General features: G+C 32.8%; 21 protein-coding genes. 1 reads left to right on the forward strand and 20 read right to left on the reverse strand.

What is annotated here, in order from left to right; genetic code table 11:
• From K8P03_RS09305 to nth, 6 genes are all read right to left on the reverse strand, one after another.
• The gene (locus K8P03_RS09305; RefSeq protein WP_223420408.1) at positions 1-1,197 is read right to left on the reverse strand and encodes a phosphoglycerate kinase; all 1,197 of its coding nucleotides are present in this window, start codon (positions 1,195-1,197) and stop codon (positions 1-3) included.
• 49 nt (positions 1,198-1,246) lie between these two features.
• Entirely contained in the window at positions 1,247-2,254 is a 1,008-nt protein-coding gene (gene gap / locus K8P03_RS09310) for a type I glyceraldehyde-3-phosphate dehydrogenase (RefSeq protein WP_223420409.1), read from the reverse strand.
• Positions 2,255-2,320: 66 nt separating this feature from the next.
• Positions 2,321-3,247, reverse strand: a complete 927-nt coding sequence (trxB, locus tag K8P03_RS09315) for a thioredoxin-disulfide reductase (protein ID WP_223420410.1) — start codon at positions 3,245-3,247, stop codon at positions 2,321-2,323.
• Positions 3,248-3,258: 11 nt separating this feature from the next.
• Positions 3,259-3,717 (reverse strand): tRNA (cytidine(34)-2'-O)-methyltransferase, encoded by a 459-nt coding sequence (locus tag K8P03_RS09320; RefSeq protein ID WP_223420411.1) that lies wholly within the window; start codon positions 3,715-3,717, stop codon positions 3,259-3,261.
• The gene (locus K8P03_RS09325; RefSeq protein WP_223420412.1) at positions 3,710-4,552 is read right to left on the reverse strand and encodes an HAD family hydrolase; all 843 of its coding nucleotides are present in this window, start codon (positions 4,550-4,552) and stop codon (positions 3,710-3,712) included. Before K8P03_RS09325 ends, K8P03_RS09320 begins: the two co-directional genes overlap by 8 nt.
• Positions 4,545-5,189: an endonuclease III gene (gene nth / locus K8P03_RS09330; RefSeq protein ID WP_223420705.1), complete on the reverse strand. Its 645-nt coding sequence runs from the start codon at positions 5,187-5,189 to the stop codon at positions 4,545-4,547. Before nth ends, K8P03_RS09325 begins: the two co-directional genes overlap by 8 nt.
• Before the next feature lie 101 nt (positions 5,190-5,290).
• Between nth and K8P03_RS09335 the strand changes: the two genes are divergently transcribed.
• Complete coding sequence (locus tag K8P03_RS09335; protein ID WP_223420413.1) at positions 5,291-6,457, forward strand: FtsW/RodA/SpoVE family cell cycle protein; 1,167 nt, start codon at positions 5,291-5,293, stop codon at positions 6,455-6,457.
• A gap of 32 nt (positions 6,458-6,489) precedes the next feature.
• On the opposite strand, the gene K8P03_RS09340 is transcribed toward K8P03_RS09335, so the two are convergent.
• The 14 genes from K8P03_RS09340 to K8P03_RS09405 all read right to left on the reverse strand — a co-directional run bounded on the left by K8P03_RS09340 (position 6,490) and on the right by K8P03_RS09405 (position 20,806).
• Complete coding sequence (locus K8P03_RS09340) at positions 6,490-7,116, reverse strand: V-type ATP synthase subunit D (RefSeq protein ID WP_223420414.1); 627 nt, start codon at positions 7,114-7,116, stop codon at positions 6,490-6,492.
• Positions 7,109-8,482, reverse strand: a complete 1,374-nt coding sequence (locus tag K8P03_RS09345; RefSeq protein WP_223420415.1) for a V-type ATP synthase subunit B — start codon at positions 8,480-8,482, stop codon at positions 7,109-7,111. Before K8P03_RS09345 ends, K8P03_RS09340 begins: the two co-directional genes overlap by 8 nt.
• A 4-nt stretch (positions 8,483-8,486) precedes the next feature.
• Entirely contained in the window at positions 8,487-10,229 is a 1,743-nt protein-coding gene (locus tag K8P03_RS09350) for a V-type ATP synthase subunit A (protein WP_223420416.1), read from the reverse strand.
• Positions 10,213-10,818, reverse strand: coding sequence for an ATPase (locus K8P03_RS09355; protein ID WP_223420417.1), 606 nt, complete (start codon positions 10,816-10,818; stop codon positions 10,213-10,215). Before K8P03_RS09355 ends, K8P03_RS09350 begins: the two co-directional genes overlap by 17 nt.
• An 11-nt stretch (positions 10,819-10,829) precedes the next feature.
• On the reverse strand, positions 10,830-11,066 hold the full coding sequence (locus K8P03_RS09360) for a V-type ATP synthase subunit F (RefSeq protein WP_223420418.1): 237 nt from the start codon (positions 11,064-11,066) through the stop codon (positions 10,830-10,832).
• Between the two features lies 1 nt (position 11,067).
• A complete protein-coding gene (locus tag K8P03_RS09365) occupies positions 11,068-11,499 on the reverse strand; it encodes an ATP synthase subunit C (RefSeq protein WP_209772114.1) in 432 nt (143 codons plus the stop codon).
• A gap of 11 nt (positions 11,500-11,510) precedes the next feature.
• Positions 11,511-12,872 carry a V-type ATP synthase subunit I gene (locus tag K8P03_RS09370; protein ID WP_223420419.1) on the reverse strand — a complete coding sequence of 454 codons (1,362 nt, stop codon included), beginning with the start codon at positions 12,870-12,872 and terminating at the stop codon, positions 11,511-11,513.
• Entirely contained in the window at positions 12,873-13,754 is an 882-nt protein-coding gene (locus tag K8P03_RS09375; protein WP_223420420.1) for a V-type ATP synthase subunit I domain-containing protein, read from the reverse strand.
• A 2-nt stretch (positions 13,755-13,756) separates the two neighbouring features.
• Positions 13,757-14,737, reverse strand: a complete 981-nt coding sequence (locus K8P03_RS09380) for a V0D/AC39 family V-type ATPase subunit (RefSeq protein ID WP_223420421.1) — start codon at positions 14,735-14,737, stop codon at positions 13,757-13,759.
• 140 nt (positions 14,738-14,877) lie between these two features.
• A complete protein-coding gene (miaB, locus tag K8P03_RS09385; protein ID WP_223420422.1) occupies positions 14,878-16,233 on the reverse strand; it encodes a tRNA (N6-isopentenyl adenosine(37)-C2)-methylthiotransferase MiaB in 1,356 nt (451 codons plus the stop codon).
• A gap of 57 nt (positions 16,234-16,290) precedes the next feature.
• Complete coding sequence (locus K8P03_RS09390) at positions 16,291-18,360, reverse strand: bifunctional 4-hydroxy-3-methylbut-2-enyl diphosphate reductase/30S ribosomal protein S1 (RefSeq protein ID WP_223420423.1); 2,070 nt, start codon at positions 18,358-18,360, stop codon at positions 16,291-16,293.
• Positions 18,347-18,952 (reverse strand): lysophospholipid acyltransferase family protein, encoded by a 606-nt coding sequence (locus K8P03_RS09395; protein WP_223420424.1) that lies wholly within the window; start codon positions 18,950-18,952, stop codon positions 18,347-18,349. The genes K8P03_RS09390 and K8P03_RS09395 overlap by 14 nt, the downstream gene beginning before the upstream one ends.
• Positions 18,942-19,595, reverse strand: coding sequence for a (d)CMP kinase (gene cmk / locus K8P03_RS09400; protein WP_223420425.1), 654 nt, complete (start codon positions 19,593-19,595; stop codon positions 18,942-18,944). The genes K8P03_RS09395 and cmk overlap by 11 nt, the downstream gene beginning before the upstream one ends.
• Complete coding sequence (locus K8P03_RS09405) at positions 19,592-20,806, reverse strand: BaiN/RdsA family NAD(P)/FAD-dependent oxidoreductase (protein ID WP_223420426.1); 1,215 nt, start codon at positions 20,804-20,806, stop codon at positions 19,592-19,594. The genes cmk and K8P03_RS09405 overlap by 4 nt, the downstream gene beginning before the upstream one ends.
• Positions 20,807-20,832: the final 26 nt, after the last annotated feature.

Genomic DNA, 20,832 nt, shown 5'->3' on the forward strand with positions numbered 1-20,832 from the left:
TTATTTGTCTTCAATTGCAGTTATTCCTGGTAGTTCTTTGCCTTCTAGGAACTCTAAGCTTGCTCCACCGCCTGTAGATACGTGAGTTATCTTATCTTTTAGGCCAGCCATTTCTATAGCAAGGGCGCTATCTCCGCCACCTACAATAGTTACAGCATCAGATTCAGCTAGAGCTTTTGCAACTTCATTGGTACCATTTGAGAATTCTTTTATTTCAAATACACCCATTGGTCCATTCCATACAACTGTCTTAGCTTCTTTTATCTTATCTGCAAAAAGTTTTGCTGTTTTTGGTCCGATATCTAGTGCTTCCTTGTCTACTGGGATATTGTCTATATCAACTATTTCAGTAGCAACACCAGCTTCTATTTTATCAGCAATAACAACATCAACTGGTAGAAGGATCTCAACTCCATTAGCTTTAGCTTTTTCAATTAATTCTAGAGATAGGTCCATCTTATCTTCTTCAAGAAGTGATTTTCCTATTTCCTTGCCCATAGCCTTTAGGAATGTATAAGCCATACCACCACCAATTAGGATAGTATCAACTTTTGTAATTAAGTTTTCAATTACGCCAATCTTATCAGATACCTTAGCACCACCTAAGATTGATACAAATGGATGGTCAGGAGCTTCTAGGGCCTTTCCCATAACTTCGATTTCTTTTTCAATTAAGAAACCAACTGCAGAAGGAAGGATGCTAGCTACACCAACATTTGAGGCGTGAGCTCTATGGCTTGTACCAAAGGCATCATTTACATATAAATCAGCAAGAGATGCTAATTCTTTTGCAAAATCTTCACCGTTTTTAGTTTCTTCTTTTCTAAATCTTGTATTTTCAAGTAAGGCAATTTGACCGTCAGCAAGTTTATTTACTTCTTCTTTTACTTTTTCATCCACAACAAGATCGCTTGGAATAAAAGTAAACTTATCTTTATATTCATTTGCTAGATAATCAGCAACTGGTTTTAAAGAAAATTCTGGATTAGCCTCTCCCTTTGGTCTACCTAAGTGGCTCATAAGGATGACCTTAGCTCCATTTTCTGATAGGTAGTTAATTGTAGGAATTGCTGCTTTAATCCTAGCATCGTCTGCTATTTTTCCCTTTTCTTCTTTTGATAAAGGTACGTTAAAGTCCACTCTTACAAGAACTTTTTTGCCCTTTACATCTAAGTCTTTTACTGTTTTTTTATTCATTATTCACCTCGTAAAAAAGGCGAGATATTATCTCGCCTTTTTAATACTCTTAAAGATTTGCTAGATAATCAAGTGTTCTAACTAAGTTAGATACGTATCCCATTTCGTTATCATACCAAGCAACAGTCTTAACAACTTGTGTTCCGTTTGCTCCTTCAACTATTTTTGTTAGTTGTGAATCAAATATAGAACCTGCTGGGTAACCGATAATATCACTTGAAACTATATCATCTGTTTCGTATGCGAAAGCATCGTTAGAATATTTTTTCATAGCTGCATTTACTTCTTCAACTGTAACTTTCTTTTCAAGTACAGAATAAAGTTCAGTAATAGAGCCAGTAATTGTTGGAACTCTTAGAGCTGATCCATCTATTTTGCCTTCTACTTCTGGAAGTACTTTACCAACTGCTTTTGCTGCACCTGTTGAAGCTGGGATTGTGTTTTGAGCTGCTGCTCTTCCGCCTCTAAGGTCTTTTTTACTAGCTGGTGTATCTTGGATAGCTTGAGTTGCTGTATATGCGTGGATTGTTGACATTTGTCCTGAAACAAATCCAAATTCTTTTAATAGTACGTTAACCATTGGTGATAGACAGTTTGTTGTGCAGCTTGCGCCTGAAACAACTGTTTCTGAGCCATCAAGTATTTCGTGGTTTACACCAAATACGATTGTTTTCATATCGCCTTTACCTGGTGCAGAAATAAGAACTTTTCTTGCTCCAGCTTTGATGTGAGCTTCAGCTTTTTCTTTTTCTGTAAAGAATCCTGTACATTCAAGAACGATATCTACGTTTAAATCTTTCCATGGAAGATCTTCTGGATTTCTTTCAGCAAAAACTTTGATGTCTTTACCATTGATTTTAAATCCGTCTTCTGTTAATTCAGCTTCACCGTCAAATCTACCTTGAGCAGTATCATATTTGAAAGCATATAGTAAACCTTCTTTGTCAATAAGGTCGTTAATTGCTACTACTTCAATATTATCTTCTACTGCTGCGATTCTTCTTAAGGTAAGACGTCCAATTCTACCAAATCCGTTAATTGCTACTCTTGTTGTCATTATTGCCTCCTAAAAATTCTTTCTACATCTATTAATATACATTTTGTTATTACTTTGTCAATATGTCTACCAGGATTTGCTCTCCAGATACCTGTTAGCAACCACAGCTGCAATGCAGCCGTCACTTGCTGCAGTAACGGCTTGTCTTACAGTTTTTTTCCTAGTATCTCCTACTGCAAAGACTCCTTCGATGTCGGTTTTCATATCCTCATCAGTAATTATATACCCATTTTCCATTTTAATCTTACCTTCAAAAATTTCTGTTTGGGCGATATTACCAACGAAAATAAATACTCCTATTGGTGAACCATCTTCATTTTTAATGATTTTTTCTTCCTTAGTCTTTACATTTTCTAAGACTAATTCATCTACTTCTTTATCACCTCTGATTTCTTTAACTACGCTATCGTATTCAAACTTTATTTTTGGATTGTTTTTTACATTATCTACGACAACGCCGCTTGCTCTAAATTCATCCCTTCTGTGGATGATTGTTACAGATTTTCCATAACGAGTAAGGTAATTTGCTTCTTCTAAGGCAGAATCACCCCCACCTACAACATATATGTCAAGGCCTTGATAGAAAGGTCCGTCACATGTTGCACAGTATGAAACTCCTCTATTTGCAAATTCTTTTTCTCCTGGCACATCAAGATTCCTATGTCTAGCACCAGTAGAAATTATAATAACCTTAGCTTGATATTCATTAGAATCAGTCTTTACAGTTTTTATTTCACCATCGAGATTAACTTCTTTTACATTTTCAAAAACTACTTCTGCATATTTTTTTGCTTGTTCTTCCATTCTTTCAGAGAGTCCCATACCTGTAGGATTTTCTATTGACCCTGGGTAGTTTTCTACAAAGGCTGTACCGGAAATTTGGCCTCCAGCCACATCTTTTTCTGTGATCAAAGTTTTTAACTTACTTCTTCCGGCGTATAAGCCTGCAGATAAACCAGCAGGACCACCGCCAATAATAATTATATCGTACATATATCTCCTTATTAAAATTTAAAATCTAATTGTCTTAGGGCTTCGTACAAAACAATAGAAACCGAATTTGCTAAGTTTAAAGACCTATTTATCTTTGGTGTCATTGGTATAGTTATGATTTTTTCCTTATATGCTTCAAGGAGTTTTTCATCTATACCTTCCTTTTCACGCCCAAAAATCAAATAATCACCATCTTTAAAATTAACATCAACATATCTATTTTCACTTGGTGTCTCAACTAAATAGAAATTTTTATCTTTTAAATATTCCAAAAATTCATCAAGACTATCGTGGATAACTAAATCTACATATTCCCAATAGTCTATTCCTGCCTTTTTTAAATATTTATCTGATAAATTAAATTTAAAAGGTCTAACCAAATGAAGTCTTGATTCTGTTAAAACACAAGTTCTTGCAATATTGCCGACATTTCCAGGATGTTCTGGCATTAGTAAAACAATGTTAAACATTTTTATTTGCCTCTAAAACATAATTTACAGCCTCCAAAGCTCCACCAGATTCATTGTCTGCTACAATTACGTCTGCCACTTCTTTTAGCTTGTCCTTTGCATTTCCCATAGCAAAACCAAGCCCTGCTCCTTTGACCATTGGAATATCATTATAAGCATCGCCTATGGCTGCAACTTCACTTGTATATATACCCAGTTTATCACAAATCTCTTCAATCGATGTCCACTTTGTTGCATTTTTATTACCAATCTCTAGTAATGAATCTCCAGAAGCCGTTATATATAAATCTTCTCCAAACTCCTTTTCTAATAAATCTATTATTTTTTCTTTAGCCATGTCTTTTTCATCTATGCCAGATATTTGAAATTTAATAGCCTTTTTCCCTTGATTGATAAGATATGAAACTGGATCATTTTTGATTATTAAATCCACTTGGTAATTCATGCCAAAATCATTATCTATTTTTAGATGCTTTATCCTGTCCAAATTTAATCTATTTGTATAATAATTTTCTTCATCATAAAAATGAAAATCCATTTTATAATCTAGGCAAAATTCATATAATTTTTTTAGTAGTCTTTCTTCTATATAATAAGATTTATATACTTCCCTACCATCAAGACTTATTAAACTACCATTTGTTGCCACAATAGGTCCTGAAATTTCTAACAATTTTTGGTTATATTTTATTGATGGAAAAACTCTTCCACTAGCAAGAACAACCTTTATTCCAGCATCATCAAGCTTTGCTAGAGCTTTCTTGCTTTCGTCTGTAACTTTTGAAGTATTATCTAGCAAAGTTCCGTCTATATCAAAAGCAAATAGTTTAATCATGAATCCTCCTGTAGTATTGGCACAATTTATTTATCTCACACTCTTCACATAGAGGATTTCTTGCCTTACAAAGAGCCCTGCCATGGCTTATAATTTGATGATGAGTTTTTGACCACCTAGATTCATCGATATTTTTTTCTAACTGATCTTGAGTCTTATCAACATTATTAGCATCAGCCAGTCCAATCCTATTTGAAACCCTAAAAACATGGGTATCTACAGCTATTGATGGGATCCCAAAAGCGTTAGCACACACTACATTAGCTGTTTTTCGCCCCACTCCTGGAAGTTTCTGCAATTCCTTTTTATCAGCAGGAACAACTGAATTGTAATCCTCCATCAAAATCTTGCTTGCTGCCTTAATATTTTTCGCCTTATTTCTATATATTCCAATAGTCCTAATGTGATTTTCAAGCTCTTTTATATCCATATTAGCAAAGTCTTCTGGAGTATTGGCAACTTTAAACATTTCCTTAGTCACCTTATTTACACTGACGTCTGTAGCTTGGGCAGAAAGTATTGTTGCCACTAATAACTCAAACGGAGTTGTAAAATCCAGCATTGAACGATCAACATCAGGATACATTTTATCTAATAATTCTAGGACCTCTCCTATCTTTTTCTTACTTAAAATAATATCACCAACCTTCTCTAATATTATACTAGTCTTATTTTTACCTGCTAAAATTGTATTTGCCCAATTTCTGTTATATAATAAATAAGAACTGGAGTGATATAATGTTTAATTTAAAAAAGAAAAATTTCAAGGATTTTGATATCCTACTATTAATTTCAACATTGGCCTTGTCTATATATGGCCTCATTGTACTATATTCTGCCTATGGTGGAAGACTAGCGTCAATTAAGACACAAATATTTTCGACAATTTTAGGGTTCATATTTATCGCAATAATATGTACCTTGGACTTAGATGTTGTTAAAAAACCCTATAGGGTATATTATGCGGGTATGTTTGGTCTTTTGGGTATAACCTTAGCCATTGGTCGAGGCCTAGATGAATGGGGAGCTAGGTCTTGGATTTATTTTGGATCTTTCTCATTCCAACCTGCTGAAATATGTAAAATTGTCTTGATTGTGTCACTTGCCGCTTTTTTAGACAAATATAAGTATTCTATTAATACACCACTCGTCTTGCTTGGTACGATTATTTTCATTGGAATACCTATCGGTTTAATCTTGCTCCAACCAGACTTTGGTACAGCCATGGTGTATGTATTTTTCATTGCTGCAATGATATTTGTTGCAGGACTTTCTTGGAAATGGATAGGAATTTTTGCATTAGCTGGAATTGGACTAGGCCTTTTTCTTCTCGCGAACTTAAGTGGTTTCAGGGCCGACAGAATTGAAAACTTCCTAAATCCTTCAAGAGATACATCAGGATCAAACTGGCAACAACAACAAGGTATGATCGCAATAGGATCCGGCATGATAAATGGCAGGGGCTATCTAAATGGAAGCCAATCCCAATATGGCTATATACCCGAAAAAGAAACTGACTTTATATTTTCAGTATTGGCTGAAGAATTAGGTTTTATTGGTGCAATTATAATGATTGCCTTATTCACAATTTTAATTTTGAGGTTAATCGCCATAGCAAAATCATCAAATAACACCTTTATAAGTCTTCTTGTAACAGGAATAGCTGGATTAATCTTTATCCACATTTTTGAAAATGTTGGTATGACCATTGGTATAATGCCTGTAACAGGTATACCACTTCCATTTTTCTCAAACGGTGGTACCTTCCAACTTTTAATTTTGGTTTGTATCGGCTTTGCCCTATCAGCATCAATGCAGAAAAATCAATATGATGATGGAATAATCGACTATGATACTGTAACACCTCTTGAAGTAAATATGGTAAGACCGTCAAAAAGAAAATAAATTATAGCAAGTAAAAAGCCATCGTAGATATTCTACGATGACTTTTTTTCTTTATTTTTCTTTACAATTTTTGTCTTTGAGAATTCTTCTCTTTCTTTTTCTTCTATGCTTTGAGAAATATTCTTTATTAAATCAGTTTTATTTGGTATCTGAATCTTTTCTAGACTGTTTACTTTTTTATTAGCTTTTCTAATCTCAATTTCTAGGTTATTTATTGTACTATCAAGCTCGGCGAGTTTAAAAAGATCAGACCTTAATTTATTAAAGTCAATCAAAGCCTTATCCAACAAGGCATTAGTCTGATAAAACGAATAAGAAAGAGTTAATTTTTTATCTTCAAACTCAATCTCTGCTATATCTGTTTGCATAAATTTACTTGTGGATAATTTAATAGAATTATCAATAGGAATAAGGCCTGCAAGGTTTTCTAGCTTTTCCTCACCAATACTGGCTAACGCCTTGTTAAAACTGTGGCTTACCTTGGCCATGGTTTCATTAACTTTAATATTTAAATTGTCCCTATCCTTAATTTTGCTGTCGTGAGCATTCATCAAGGCCTTTCTCTTCTTGTCAAGAATATCAAGACCGACTTCTAGAAGCTTAAGTTCATCCTTGGCTTTTATTAAATTCGCTTTGCTTGCTATAGCGTCATTATTCATCAATCTTACCTATAAATTTGTCTAGATTTTTCTCAGATACCCTGTGTAGTTCAGTCCTTGGTAGAATTTTTAATATATCCCAAGCAAGGTCTAGACTTTCTTCTAATTCCCTATTTTCATTTTGTCCCTGGGCTAGGAATTTATTTTCAAATACTTCACCAAATTCAAGGTACTTTTTATCTATTTCTGATAAGTCTTCCTCACCTACAATTTGGGCTATATTTCTTACATCAATTACCTTTGAATATGACTCATAAAGCTGATTCATAACATCTTCATGGTCTGCCCTAGTATAGCCTTCACCTATACCATCTTTCATGAGCCTTGAAAGTGAAGGTAGGACGTTAATTGGTGGATAAACACCCTTGCTTGATAGACCCCTATCAATAACAATTTGGCCTTCTGTAATATATCCTGTAAGGTCAGGTACTGGATGGGTTATATCATCGTTTGGCATTGTTAAAATTGGAATAAGGGTTACTGATCCCTTAACACCTTCAATCATGCCAGCTCTTTCATAAAGACTTGCAAGGTTAGAGTAAAGATAACCTGGATAGCCCTTCCTTGATGGGATTTCGCCCCTTATTGAAGATACTTCTCTTAAAGCTTCACAATATGAAGTCATATCGGTGATTATTACAAGAACGTGATAGCCTTTTTTGTAGGCTAAATATTCTGCTGCTGTAAGAGCGCACTTAGGTGCAAGAAGTCTTTCCATAATTGGAGAATCTGCCAAGTTTTGGTACATAACTAACTTATCTTTTACACCTGCCTTTGAAAAAGCATCTTCAAAGAACATTGCTTCGTCTTTTTTAATTCCCATAGCAGCGAAAACAAAAGCGAAATCTTCGTCTGTTTTAAGTTTTGCTTGCCTAATAATTTGCGCTGCTATCTCGTTATGAGGAAGACCAGAGCCTGAAAATATAGGAAGCTTTTGGCCACGGATGAGGGTTGTAAGTGTATCTATAGCAGAAATTCCTGTTTGTATAAAGTCTCTTGGGTATTCTCTCGCAACTGGATTTAAGGCAAGGCCTTCAACTGGATATGTTTCGTCTGAATAAATATCGCCGCCATTATCTATAGGCTCACCTATACCATTGAATGTTCTTCCTAAGATATTTTCATTCAATGGTAATTCAAGTGGTTTTTCATGGAAACTAACAACTATATCATCTATAGAAAAGTTATCAGTGTTGGCATAAACTTCTATTGTAACAGTATCTTCATTAACCATTACTACAGAACCAACAAATTCCATTCCTTCTGCATGAACAGATACCAGAGAGTTATAAGCTATATCAGAAACTTTTTCAACTTCAATTATTGACGATTCAATTTTTTTAATCTTAGTATATTCTTTTCTCAATAGCCTACCCCCTAACTCTTGCAAAATGATTTTCAATTTGTGAACTTAGATCATTAAGTTTTTCAATCTTATCATTTTCTACGTTGTATTTCATTTGGCTTATGTCATTTAATAAAGATGAGCTATAAAATTTATTATATGAAATATTATCTTTTAAAGCCGCCTTACTTAGGTCATAGTACTTTTCAATGACATCTAGCATCATTATTTGCTTTTTGACTGGTACATACTTATCAGTATAATTATAAGCATTTTGTTGCAAGAAACCATTCCTAATTAAACTTGCTACATCAAGTATATTCTTCTGCTCATCTGATAGGGCATCAGATCCAACAAGCATCATAATTGACTTAACTTCTTCTTCATCAATTAGAACATTCATTAATTTATTTCTTACGCCAATGATATCTGAATTATAGGTTTCTTTATAAAAATCTCTTATCTTATCTAGGTAGTTTGTATAAGATGTAAGCCAGTTTATAGCTGGATAATGTCTAGAATAAGCAAGTTTTCTATCAAGACCTAAAAATACATTTACTGAACGTCTTGTAGCTTCTGTTACAGGTTCTGAAAAGTCTCCACCAGATGGAGAAACCGCACCAATCAAGGTAACCGATCCCTTAGTTCCGTTTAGGTTTTCAAAATATCCTGCTCTTTCATAAAACTTCGAAAGCCTAGATGCAAGATAAGCTGGGTAACCTTCTTCAGCCGGAATTTCTTCTAGCCTTGCAGATATTTCCCTAAGAGCTTCTGCCCACCTAGATGTAGAGTCAGCCATAAGGGCAACATCATAGCCCATATCTCTATAATACTCAGCAATAGTTATACCTGTATAGATACTAGCTTCCCTCGCTGCCACCGGCATATTGGAAGTATTTGCGATAAGGATTGTCCTTTGCATAAGGTCCTTGCCAGTATTTGGATCTATAAGATCAGGGAATTCCTCAAGAACTTGAGTCATCTCATTTCCCCTCTCTCCACAACCGATGTAAACAATAATATCAACATCAGAATATTGGGCTAATTGGTGTTGGAGCATAGTCTTTCCTGTACCAAATCCGCCGGGAATTGCAACGGTACCACCCTTAGCAATTGGGAAAAATACATCCAAAACTCTTTGACCTGTTACAAGTAAATTCTTAAGACTTAAAGCCTTTTTAACCGGTCTTGGATTTCTAACTGGCCAGTATTGATAAAGTTTAAGCTCATGGATGCCTTCATCATTTTCAACCTTTAAAATAGTATCTTCAAGCCTATAAAGCCCATCTTCCTTGGCTTCGATTATAGTACCTTCGACATTTGATAAAAGTCTGTGGTCTATAACCTCAGTTTCCTTGATTGTAGCGTATATATCAGATTTTTTGATTTTATCGCCAACTTTGAATTTGATTTTTACATCCCATTGTTTTTCAAGGTTAAGATTATCAAAACCAATTCCAGATGGAATAAAGGCCCCGTGTTTGTCCATAATATCCTTAAGCGGTCTTTCAATACCGTCAAACATATTACCGAGTAGACCCGGACCTAACCTTACTGATAAGGGCATGGATGTTGAAATAATATCTTCGCCGACCTTAAGGCCTGAAGTATCTTCATATACCTGAATTGTAGCTATATCACCGTCAACTGATATAACTTCGCCAATTAGCTTTAATCCTCCAACAGAGACCATCTCTTTTATCTTAAGACTCCTAGCATTTTTGGCATAAACTACTGGCCCATTTATTGTCTTAATTATTGGATTCATTAAAACTCTCACTTTCAAGAACTTGGTATAGTTTTTTACCAAATTCATACTTATTTTCTCTAATTTTTTGCCTATAAGTAAAGTTATATCTAAATTCCTTATTGATATCAATAAGCATAAAGCCTCCGATATTTGTTTTTTCGATACTTTCTGTATGCTTAAAATCAATCAAATTTAAATCTTCATCTACAACAGCAACTATAATCTCATCTTCATTTAGGCCTAGGCTTTTAATTTTGCCTTCTATTTCCTTTTGAAGCTTATCTTTATAATCGCTTGTCTTCCTATAGGCTTTCAATTTATCTGTTAATTTTTCATAAAAATCATCAAGCAATTGCTCTTTATAAGCAAAAAACCTATTTTTTTCATCTTGGCTAATTTTAGAAATCTCTTCATTTTTTCTTATTTCTAGAAATACATCCCTATCTTTAACTTTTTTCTCAAAATCTTCCTTGCGGGACTCATTTTTACTATCTAAAAATGAAGAATTTCTTTCAGTGGATTGGAATAATTCTTGGTCAGTTTTTTCCTTTTCTTCATCCCAAACCATCTTTCTAAAGCTTGATAATTTTGCTTCTATATCTAGCATATTATATCCTTTCAGCCATCAATGGTAACTATCAAAGGCATGGAATTATCTTTCCTAAAATTATCAATTTTGATAGAATTTTTTTGATAAACAGATCTAGTTACAATTAATATCGCAAGATTCTCATCATCGATTGATTTATCAAAAACTTTTTCAAAATTATTAGTAGAAACTAATTCTCCTTCAATCGCACCAAGTCTAAACATTGTTAACAAGCTATTTGAATCTGTTAAAATCTTCGCTTTCATCTTATGCGTTTAGGATCATGATTGAAATGATAACACCAAAGATAGCTATACCTTCGGCAAGACCTACGAATATGATTGTCCTACCAAGGATAGATTGGTCTTCAGAAATAGCACCAAGAGCTGCAGAACCAACTGTACCTACGGCATATCCTGTACCAATAGCTGCAAGACCTGTTGAAAGAGCTGCACCTATATATTTAAGTCCATCAGATGCTGCTTGAGCTGTAGCTGCACCTTCTGCAGCTTTTGAAGCAGATGGAATCATAAGTACAACTATCATTAACATAACTGGCACAAAGGTAAATAAATTCATCTTTAATGCTTTAGAAATTTTTGCTTTTGATGGGTCTTCATTGTTCTTTAATAAGTATAAACCTGAATAAATTGTTATTATTACTACTGCTAATGCTAGCATTGCTGTATATTTAATCATAATATCTCCTTTTATTTACTTTCTTTAATTGGTCTGAATTTACGACCATTTCCTTGATAATATTTACTAAACATCTCATAAAACTCTAGTCTCAAGCCTTGGATAAAGACTATCATGCCTTCAAGCCCAATGATTAAGATATTTCCTAGAATTAATATAATTAGTCCCTTAATTCCTCCGCCTGCGATTTTACTCATAACTTCAAATGCCATGTATAAACCAACGTGGTTTATAGCAAAGGCTCCTACCCTTGTAAAAGATACAAGATTTGAAAATACAGATAGAAGTGCTTCTATTATCGAAAATGAACTTTCAACATAATAGTCGAAAGCACTTGATTCAAAAACTTCATCTCTCTTTTCAATTTTAGCTGCGATTGGTCTTGAAAATACAATCATAACTATTGAAGCAAGCAAAATTACTAAACCTACTGTTTTGGGTAGAGGATTTACTTTGACAATATTCAGAATTAGCAAAACAAATGAAGTCATCATCATAAGTCCTGCTATACCTTCCTTGCCAAAGATACCTTCTTCAATATTCTTTTGCTTAACAAGTTTATTATAAATTCCTATAAAATAGGATATTACAAGTAGTCCTATACCAAAGGCCACTGAAGCAATAAGGACTTTCATAATATTATCAAATGGCTTGATAAGTATAGCAGGTATTAGGGTTTCTATACCAAATACTGAACCATACATCATTCCAAAGAAACATGCTGAAAATCCTACTCTTCTTATTAGGGCACCAAAAGTTTTGTTTTTTTTGTCAACTAAAAAACTTAAGAGAACAAAAACCAAACCTTGGCCTAAGTCACCAAACATCATTCCATACAAGAGCATGTATGATACTGCAAAAAATGGAGTTGGATCTATTTCGTTATAATTTGGTGCCCCATACATGTTTACCAAAAATTCAAACGGCCTAAATAATTTATTATTTTTAAGTTTTGTAGGAGGTTCTTGATTTGACTCCTCCTTGACTGTAACTATTGTATCATCATATTTATTTGATAAATTTTCAAAATCTTTAATTTTTGAGTCAGGAACCCAACCAGATAGATAAAGGTATTTATCTCCCTTAGCCATTTTTGCAACTAATTCATCACTTTTTTCATAATATTCCAAAGAATTAGATAAGTTATCAACAACATCTTTATTTTTAGATCTGATGTCTTGTATACTTGTTTCTAATGATTTTAGTTCTGAATCAATGTCGCCTAGGTCTTTATTTATAGTTAGTAAATCCTCATCAGGAATTTCTTTATCAATAAAGCCCATCGTATTAACAGCTCTTCCTATATCTTCCTTAACCTGCTTAGGGTAAACTAACAAATAATTTTCTTTTGATTTTTTTACCTTATCTGTCATTTAATCCCCCTTTACAATCATATCAAAGGCATAATCAACTAGAGAATCTACTTCCTTGTTATAAACAATAGATATATCATCCTTTAGCTTATTATAATCACTCTTGATTTTTTTACTTTGTTCTGCTATTTCTCCATCATATTTTGAATTTATCTTAATGATTTCATCTTGAATCATATTAGAATATTTAGTATCAATCCTAGATGCTACTTTTAGACTTTCTTCTCTTTCGCTAACGATTATATTGTCAACTTCTTCACGCCTAATCCTAGTTTTCTTATCTAGTTCGATAATTTCGTTTAAGGCATCAGCGGATTTTTTTGCCTCGCTATCTAGATGGATAATTAGGGACGGTATATTTTCATAATTATTTTTAAGAATAAACCTACCATCCTTAGATACTTCACCATATCTGTAATCAAAATATTTTAATTGTCTTATTTTATTTATATCAATATCAGCCTTATCAAGCACTTCTAAGTTGGCCTTGAAATTTAAAAGTTCTTTTCTTTTTTCAAGTAACTCTTCTCTTCTCTTTATAAGAGGCGCTAAATCTTCATATAATTCTTCTAGTCTTTCTCTAGAAATTACTTTTTGATTATAATTTAAATTTTCATCATCATGAATTTCTAGAAATTTCTTTAGATAATTCATTTTTTCATTATCAGACTTAGAAAGGCCATCAAAACTTTTAATATTGTTCATATCTTCAGTAAGTTCTACATTTTCTGTACTTGCGGTTACTGAAAAAGCTCTGCTGGCTACTTGATTGAAAGCATCAATTGGTTCAATTTGACCTATATCTACCACATCTAAGAGCAAATCATTAAGATTATCTAACTTAGATGTAATATTTACCAGGTGCATTTTTTCTACTGCCATATTTACCTTCCTATTAACAACTCTTCTTTTTGGCTATAAGTGTATTTATCATCCATTTCCAAAATAGCTATAAGATTTTTCATATTTAAGTATAAAATATTCATTGCAGAAATTATATAGAGTATATCAGATCTTTCTTTGATTATTTCATCTTTGAAATTCTTAAGCCTCTTATCCTGCATTTTTTTATAAAATAGATTCTCATCTTCAAATATATTTTTATACTTAGTATCCTTAAAATATTCCATAAGCTCATCTTTACTAAAATCAGATAACATTTTTAGTCTTTGACCATTATATAGATAACCGCCTTCAATTAAGTAATTAAAAATCTCACTATTATTTACATCAAAGAATGATTTAAGCCTATAAAGCATTTCAAAGTTGAGCAAATTTATCTCTTCTGCTAAGAAATTTTTAATAAGTTTCGATTCTTTTGATGGAAATTTTTCACTTATTTTTAAAAGCTCCCTATAATAAGATTTTATAAGAGCATTTGACGATAAAAATATAATAGAATCCTTATCCATATTTTCATTTAAAAAAGGTTCAAGGACTCGCTTTATATGGTAATCATCAAGACTTTCTATAAAATCTTTAAAACTTGTATCTAGATTAAGACTCATTGCCTTATAGTATGGATTATTTCTAAAATATCCCAAATTCTCAGCCAAAGATCCATTTAAAATGCTTGTTATTATTTCTTGTATCAAATATATTTTGAAAATAGAAAAATACAGCTGGTAAAACTTTTTTTCTAGACCTGTTAGAAAATATTCTAGACTCCTAAGTTCTTTATAGAAGTGCGTACGCAGTTTATCTTCTAAGATAATCTTTTCATCATCTGCACTTAAAAAGTCATAGTTTTTTCTAAGATAACTAGCCTTAGCTGATAGATTATCTTCCCTTATCAAGCCATCTAACAAATCATTATCTAAAACATATGATAGTTTTGCTTTGGCTTTTACAGAAACATCTTTCATAAAACCTCCTTCCTAACAAACTATATTTTACCCGATAATTTTTCATAAAAAAGCTTTGAAAACACTTAATATAAAACATATATAAAATATTATTTACAAAACTTTCTAACAAATTAAAAACCCCAGCCAAGGCCGGGATTTTATTCTACGAGGTCTCCTGATATTGTAAATGAAGTATTATCAGTAATTTTTACCTTTACAAACTCACCTATAAGACTCTTATCAGCCTTGACATGCACAAGTTTATAATCATCAGTTCTACCTGTTAATACTTCTGGATTGTTTTTACTCTCTGATTCCAATAAAACTTCTACAGTTTTACCTATATAATTTTTATTTTTCTCATTAAATATTGGATATAAGAGGTCTAATAGCCTATCAAATCTCTCCTGAACAATTTCATCGTCTATCGGGGTAAGTTTTGCTGCCCTTGTCTTAGGCCTTGGAGAATATTTAAAAGTGAAGGCTGTATCATATCCCACTTCTTGGCAAACCTTGAGGGTTTCTTTGAAATCTTCTTCAGTTTCTGTTGGATAACCAACAATTATATCAGTAGATATCGCTATTTCAGGGATTTCTTCTCTTAATTTCCTTGCTCTTTCCAAATATTTTTCTTGAGTGTATTTTCTGTTCATATCCTTAAGAACCTTGTCAGATCCTGATTGAAGTGGTAAATGAAAATATTTACAAATATTATCATTTCTTTTTATAACTTGGATTAATTCATCTGAAAGGTCTTTTGGGTGACTTGTTGTAAACCTAAGCCTTTTTAAGTTTGGAATCTGAGCAACTTTTTCTAAAAGTTCTGGAAATGTATGATTAAAGTCAGCCTTATTGCCATATGAATTTACATTTTGACCTAGAAGTGTTACTTCTTTATATCCTTGATTTACCAAATATTCAACTTCCTCAATAATTGAAGAAGGTCTCCTAGACTCTTCCCTACCCCTTGATTCTGGAACTATACAATAAGAACAGAAATTATCACAGCCTGTCATAATATTTACATAAGCTTGGAAATGATTTGGGGTATTATAGAGTACAAAATCATCCTTTACATTATCTGTAGATATGTCTACAACCCTTTCACCTGTTTCTAGGTACCTAAAAATTAAATCTGCTAGGGAATTAATATTTTTTGTACCAAAAATAATATCAACTTCCTTGTGTTTGTCAATTATTACTTGCCTTGCGACTTCTGTTTGCATCATACATCCAGATACAGCTATGATCTTTTCTGGGTGAGCTTCTTTTATTTTTTTAAGTGATGAAACTTGACCATAAAGTTTAAGCTCTGCATTTTCCCTTACCAAACAGGTATTAAACAAAATAAAATCAGCCTTTTTCCTATCTTCCTCATAGGTATAACCTAAATCTTCAAGGATAAAGGAAATTCTTTCAGAATCGTGTTCATTCATTTGGCAACCAAAGGTTGTTATGTTGTAGGTTTTGCCTTTGAAATAATCCTTATACTTATCTAATTTTTTATTTGCCATACTACTCCTTAAGTAAAAAAAGAGATGAACTAAGTCATCCCTTTTTAATTATTAATTTTACTCAGCGTCTTCTTCGATAGAACCTAGTAAATCTTCAGATCCTTGTTCTGATAAAGCTTGAGCAAGCATATCACCAAGGTTGTTGTTTAGGTCATCATCACCAAAGGCTTTTGAGTTATCTCTTTCAACTTTTCTTCTTGGTTTATCGTTGGTTCTAGCTTGTTTTCTTGGCTTTCTTTCTGGTCTTTCTGGTGCTTCTTTAAGAGCCTTAATAGAAAGTCCAACTTTTTCTTCTTCTTTATCAATTGAGATTATTTTAACTTCAATTGTATCACCAACATTTAATTCATCTGATGGTTTTTCTACGTGTTCCCAAGAAATTTCAGAAACGTGTACTAGACCTTCAACACCATCTGCTACTTCAACGAAAGCACCGAAGTCAAGTAGGTTTACAACCTTACCTTCAACTACATCGCCAACTTCGTGTTCGTTAACAAATTTTTCGAATGGTTTTTCAAGAAGTTGTTTACGTCCAAGAGAGATTCTGTTTTTCTCTTTGTTTAGTTTTAAAATCTTAACTTCTATGTCATCGCCTACTTTTAGAACATCTGATGGATGTTCTACTCTTGTCCAAGCAATGTCAGAAACGTGAAGTAGACCATCAAGACCATTTACTTCTACGAATGCACCAAAGTCAGTAAGTCTTGCAACTTTACCTTCTACTACTTGACCTTCTTCAAGCTCTTCCCAAAGGTCATCTAGTTCTGCTTCTAAAACATCTTTTCTAGATAAAACTAGTCTATTTTTTCTTTCATCGATGCTGATGATCTTAAGATCCCATTCTTCACCAACGAATTTCTTTAGATTTTTAACGAAATATGTTGCGATTTGGCTAGCTGGTACAAAACCATTTACGCCATTAACTTCAACTGTAAGGCCACCCTTATTGAAGCTTGTAACTTTACCATGAACTAGTTCATCATTTTCGTATTTTTCAGCTAGTTCTGTCCAAGCTTTCATTCCTTCTACTCTTCTTGTAGAAAGGGATACATTGCCTTCACCGTCGTCAAGTTTGATAACATATACATCAATGTCATCGCCAACTTCAAAACTGTTTTTTGGATCTTGTTTTTCTTCTTCAGTCATTTCGTCTAGTTTAACAATACCATCTGCACGATATTGGATGTCAACAAATACTTCATCATCCTTAACGTTGATTACTGTACCTTTGATTACCTCTTTTGGGTAAATCTTCTTTAAACTATCCTCCAGACTGTTCATAAATTCTTCTTTTGTGAATTCATCCATACTACTTACTACCTCCTCGATAATCGACTCAGGCGTAGACGCTCCTGCGATTATTCCTAATTTTTTAAATTTAGAGAGCTTTTGCAAAGGTAGATCTTTAACAGTTTCAATCCTAAAAACATTTTTACAAAACAAACTAGCTACTTGATATAGCTTGTTTGTATTAGAACTATTAAAACCACCAACTACAATCATGCAATCCACTTGACTCGCAAGTTTTTTTGCTGAGTCTTGCCTTAACTTAGTTGCATTGCAGATTGTGTTTTCTATTACTACACTATCATTATTTTCTTCTAACTTGTTAGCAATATTTCTGAAAAACTCTAACCTATTTGTGGTTTGGCTTACCACATATAGCTTATCATAATTCTTAATATTTTTTGCTTCAGTCTCATCTCCAACTATTATACCCTTATTTATGCAAGAGTCCATAGCAATTATTTCTGGATGATTTTTATCTCCAACAATTATTACTTGATAGCCTTCATTTTCTTTTTCTGTAATTCTTTTATATATATTAGTAAGAACAGGGCATGTTGCATCGTAAAGCTCATTTCCATTTTCAATTAGCTTTTCTTTTAGAGCTTTACTTTCTCCATGGGCTCTAATAACAATCAAGCTATCCTTGATATTTAGAGCTTCCTCGTGATCAATAACAGTTAGGCCTCTCTTTTCGAAATCTTCAACAAGCTGGGGATTGTGTATTAAAGGACCCAGGCAATAAGCCTTTTTCCCACTTTCAAGTGCCTTTTCTGCTAAGTCCACACTTCTTTTTACGCCAAAACAAAAACCAGAATTTTCTGCTTTAATTATTTCCATTATTTTCTCTTCCTAAGACATTTCTATGTTCATAAATATTTTCAAATATTTCATCACTTATCATACTCATAGCTTCTTTATTTTTTATTTCCTGAAATTTTATAATCTCTATAGGCTCTTTTACATAAATATCTACCCTAGAGAACAACTTATAATTTGTAACAATCTCAATTGGGAGTATATCTGCTTTGGCCTTAAGAGCTATAAATCCTACACCTTCATGCATATTTTCACGAGAAATTTGTTTTACTCTTGTGCCTTCAGGAAAAATCCCTAGAGTCTTCCCGTCTTTTATTAGTCCTATTGCATATCTTAAAGCTTTTAGGTCATTACCATGGCGGTCGATAGGAAAAACTCCCGCTGCCTTTAAAATATTTCTTAAAACTGGAATTTCAAATAATTCTTTTTTTGCCATAAAATTAAATTTTAGCGGCAAGCCTAGGGCTAAGAAAAATGGATCTAGGTTTGACCAATGATTAGCACAGGCAATTATAGCTGGATTTTCTGGTATATTTTCCTTACCATGAACCTTTATCCTAAAAAATGGGAAAAATAATACTCTTAAAATAGCAACTACTATATTATAAAACATCATCTTTCTCCATATATGATAGTATTTTATCAACTGTCTGGTTAATATCTAAATCAGAACTATCTATAACAACAGCACCTTCTGCTATTTTAAGTGGTGCAACTTTCCTATTTGAATCATAATTATCTCTTTTGATAATAGCTTTTTCTATTTCTTCTATTGTCATGTCAGATTCTCCCTGGTCAAAACGTCTTTTCGCTCTAGTAATAGCGGATGCAGTTAGATAAAACTTATACTTAGCATCGGGAAAAACTACGCTTCCAATATCTCTACCATCAAGTATAAAGGATGTATTTTCTGCAATTTTTCTTTGGAGGTCTACCATTTTCTCCCTTACATAAGATCTCGCAGAAACCCAAGAAACATTGGCTGTCACCTCATCGTTTCTTAGCTTATCTGTCACATCAATTCCATTTAATAATAATCTATTATCCTTAAAATCAATACTTATTTCTTCTAAAATCCTTTTAAGTATTTCATCGTCTGTTTGTTCATCAAGATTATTGTCTAGAAAATATTTTGTGACAGCCCTATACATAAGACCGGTGTTTAAGTACTCTATATTTAATTTTTTTGCTATAATTTGAGATATAGTTGATTTTCCAGATCCACTAGGTCCATCAACTGCAATTATATAAGTCATGTATTCTCCTTAATAAAAGTTCCAGCAGCATAGGCTGTTGAAAAATATGTTTGTAAATTAAATCCGCCTGTGAGACTATCTATATCTAAGATTTCTCCGACAAAAAATAAGCCATCTATCAATTTAGACTCCATATTTTGGGGATTAATATCCTTTAAATCTACTCCTCCCCTTGTTACAACAGCCGATTCAAAAGAACCCAGCCTAGCAAAGTCAATTTTGAAGTCTTTTAAATGTGAAACTATAGCCTTCCTATCATTTTTCGTAAGCTCACTTGATTTTTTATTTATGTCAATTTTCCCTAGTCTTAAAATTTCTTCAAGTAAAGAAAAATTAATAAGAGCTTTTAATGCATTCCCTAATGTTTTTTTCGGATTTTCATTTAGAAAATATAAAATATTCTTTTCTAATTCATTATAAGTTAGGTCTGGTAAAAAATCTATAGAAAAGTCCACAATATTTTTATCCACTATAAACGAAGAAGCCCTAAGGGCAGCAGGTCCGGTTAAAAAATTTCCATTTATCAACAAATCTCCACTAACAGATATATTTTCATCACTAGTCTTAATATTTAATCTTACATCCCTAAAGGATTGAGCCCTTAAGGATAGTTTATTATTAATAAAAATTGGTACTAGAACTGCCTTTGTCGTAATAATTTTATGGCCTAATTTGCTTGCTAATAAGTATCCATTTCCGTCAGAACCTGTCCTCGGATAAGACTTGCCACCTGTCGCTATTATTAAATAATCAAAAGTATATGTCTTATCATCTTGATCAGTAAGATAAAAAACTTCATCCTTATAAACTTTTTTAATTTTTGTCTTGGTCCTTAAATCTATTTCTTTTTCTATTATTTGCCTTTCAAAAAATCTTAAAACATCAGTTGCCTTTTCGCTTTTTGGAAAAATTCTTCCATCTTCTTCTATAATTGTCTCCAAACCATTTTGATTTAAGAAATTTAATAAGGCGTAATTATCAAATTTTGTAAAAGCCGAGTAAATAAATTTTTTATTAGTTACTACATTTTCTAAAAAATCTTCAAAATATGCAGAATTTGTAATGTTACACCTTCCGCCACCAGTCATTAAGAGTTTCTTTCCTGCTTTATCATTAGCCTCGAATATGGTTACGTGATTATTTTTATTTTTTGCACATATTGCTGCCATAAGGCCTGCAGGCCCTCCGCCAATTATTCCGATTCTTTTCATATTTATCCCACAAAAAAAGATAGTCT

It is taken from the genome of Anaerococcus murdochii, from assembly GCF_019957155.1.
GTDB lineage: Bacteria > Bacillota > Clostridia > Tissierellales > Peptoniphilaceae > Anaerococcus > Anaerococcus murdochii.